Genomic DNA, 2,750 nt, shown 5'->3' with positions numbered 1-2,750 from the left:
CTGACTGATCGGGCTTGTCCGGCGTGGGGTTCTGAGGGTTGGGAGTGGGCCCGGGATTGGGGTTGGGTTGTGGGTTGGGCCCAGGGTTGGGATTGGGGTTCGGGTTCGGGTTCGGGTTCGGCTGCGGCGTGGGATCGGAAGGGTCCTTGAAGCCGCGCATATCCCTGATCATTATTGGGGATGGAGTCAGCGTCGCCTCCATCACGTCATCCCACTCCCTGACCCTGTATCGGATGGAGGCGATCCCGAATTCCTTGAGCCGGGCAGTCGGTATCCTGCCTCTCCAGATGAGCCGCCAACCGCTTCCGTCCTGTGCGTAGTCGAAGTACGCCGCCTGGATCAACTCACTTCCCGGGACGTCAACGACCTGGACGTCGGGACTCGACGGGCTGCGCCACCCCGTATTGAAGGGGACCTCCACCCAGACTCGACAGGTGTCTTCATAAGAGTCCTCGTTGACGTAAACCTTCCAGCTCTCCTTTTTCAAGACCACCGGGGACGGCGGAATGGGCGGATACCCCGCGATCCTGCGGAGAAGCATGGGCGCACCCTGCAGTTTTGCGGCGAAGCTGCGGTTATCGACCTCGTAGGTGAGCCTCCTGAGGACGGTATAGTCCAACAGGTCCTCCGAGATTGTCCCCTCGATGCGGATTCGCCCTATCTCTGAGGAAACGTCCAGGACAGCCTGAACGCTCTCCGGGTCGTTCCTCCAGAAAACCTTTACGGCACCGGGCGCTTTGCCCTTCAAGGGCTTAAGGTCGAAGCTCGCCGTGAGGACGACCTTTTTATATCCCGCCCTTCCGGGCCCCACAGAGATGTTCCAGGAGTCCCGCGGGACCTCGATGGGGTGAGGGGAGGTGGAGCCTCCGGTCTTGAGCCGATCGTACGCACCCTTCACGTCCAGCATTCCCCAGACGGAAATTTTTTGCCCCAGCGCGTTGAGCCCCTTGTGATTGGAGCTCTCCGAGTCGGGGTTCGCGACGGGGTTGATATCCCGGTTCGCCCCCTCCAGGATGGCCGCCTTGAGCTCCGAGGCCTTTTTGTCCGGGAAGGCGGAGGCCAGAAGGGAGACCGCCCCCGCCACGTGGGGCGCCGCCATGGAGGTCCCGTTCCACTGGACGTAATCCTTGTTGTACGGCGAACCGTTCTCGTCCGGCGCAACCTTCGGAATCGTGCTCAGGATGCCGACCCCCGGGGCCGCGATGTCCACGTTCGTGTCGCTCCAGTTGCTGAAGGAGGCCCCTTGATCGTCGCTCCGCATGGCGCCCACGACAACGAGGTTATCGATCCCGATGTAGGAGGCCGGGTAGTTGTAATAGCCCTGGATGACGCTCCTCGAGTAATCCGTGAAGGGCGCCGGCCTGCCGACCTCAAGGCCCTCGTTTCCGGCCGCGACCACGATCACGGTCCGATCCAGGTCGCTCAGCGCCTTGTAGGCCCGCCACATGGGCGATCCAACGTTTTTCCCCGGACTGTTGCGCTCGTATCCTCCAAGCGACAGGTTCACGGCGGGGACCTTCAAGGAGGGGTTCCCTTGCAGGAGCTTCGTCAGGTAGTCGAGGGCCTTCGCGATGTCGGCGTCCGACGCGCCGTCCTTCCCGTCCGGAAAGACCTTGAGCGCGATGATCCCCCCGTTCCAGTTGAGCCCGACCACGCCCTTGGCGTTGTTCCCCGTCGCCGCGATGGTCCCGGAGACGTGGGACCCGTGGCCCTTCCTGTCCTCGATGTCCTTTTCCTCTCCACCGCAGCAGTTGCGGCTGTACTTCAAGCTGAAGCGGTCCTTCAGGTCCTCGTGGTCCCTGGCGATGCCCGTATCGATGACCGCCGTGTAGACGTCCGGACTGCCCGTCGTCGTATCCCACACCTCCGGGGCTCTGATCTTCTTCATCCCCCAAAGGCTGCCGTCCGCATACTGGGGGTCGTCCGGGCTTTTCAAAGGGTAGACCCTGTAGTTCGGAGAGGCGGCCAGGACGTTGGGGTTCTTCTCCAATTCCCGGACTAGCTCCTCCGTTGTCTTATGGTCCGACGCCACCAGGGCGAAGACCTCCCTGCCGGATGCCTCGGACAGCGCGGGATACGTGCTGAGGACCCGGGCCCGGGCGGAGGCCGCCACGCGGTTCAGCTGGCTTCGGGCCCCCCCGTGGGAGACGTCCGCGGCCGTCACGTGCGAGACCCCGCCCTTCAGCACCACCAGGGCCTGCCCCTCGACGTACTCCGAGCGCTCCGATCCCCAGGCCGTTGCCGACAGCAGACAGGCCAGCAGGACCGAGAGCCAACACCTGCAACGCTTCAACATCGAAACACTCCTTTACCCATACTTTCGACAGCAACAAATGCGGCCCCGCCCCCAAAAGCACGGCGGGGGCCGCATGACGTAAACCGTTTTACTTCGCTTTATGTGCCCTGCGGTACGGAAGCAGAACCGCAGCGACCAGCAGGAGCAGCCCGCCAAAGCCGGCGTCGCATCCGCCGCTCCCAGAGGTCTTTTTCTCCTCGGGTTTCGCCTCGGGCTCCTGCTTCTTCATGGACTTCAGGAGGATTCCCTGGTCGCCCAGGCCGATGGTCCTCTCGCCCTCGACGCCCTCCAGCCTGCAGCGTATCGCCCGGATGCTGGCCGTATCCCACTGGCCCCTGGCCACCTTGCCCGAGATCCGAAGCCCGTAGCTCGAGGCCTGGGCAGATGCAGCCTCCTGTTCCATAGCCTCTGCCTCCAGCCCCTCCGCCAAGGCCTTCGCGCCGCCTTCCTGAAC

At 63.7% G+C, this 2,750-nt stretch carries 2 protein-coding genes; both read right to left on the bottom strand.

Annotated features, from left to right (window positions below; genetic code table 11):
- On the bottom strand, positions 1–2,296 hold a 2,296-nt coding region (locus tag SY1_RS05255), incomplete at its 3' end, for a S8 family serine peptidase (protein WP_208872955.1).
- A gap of 88 nt (positions 2,297–2,384) precedes the next feature.
- A partial coding sequence (locus SY1_RS05250; RefSeq protein WP_208872953.1) for a hypothetical protein occupies positions 2,385–2,750 on the bottom strand: 366 nt, incomplete at its 5' end.

The sequence above is a fragment of the Fretibacterium fastidiosum genome, from assembly GCF_000210715.1.
Lineage (GTDB): Bacteria > Synergistota > Synergistia > Synergistales > Aminobacteriaceae > Fretibacterium > Fretibacterium fastidiosum.
The sequence above is the reverse complement of the archived record's forward strand: the minus strand, read 5'-3'. Positions and strand labels throughout refer to the sequence as shown.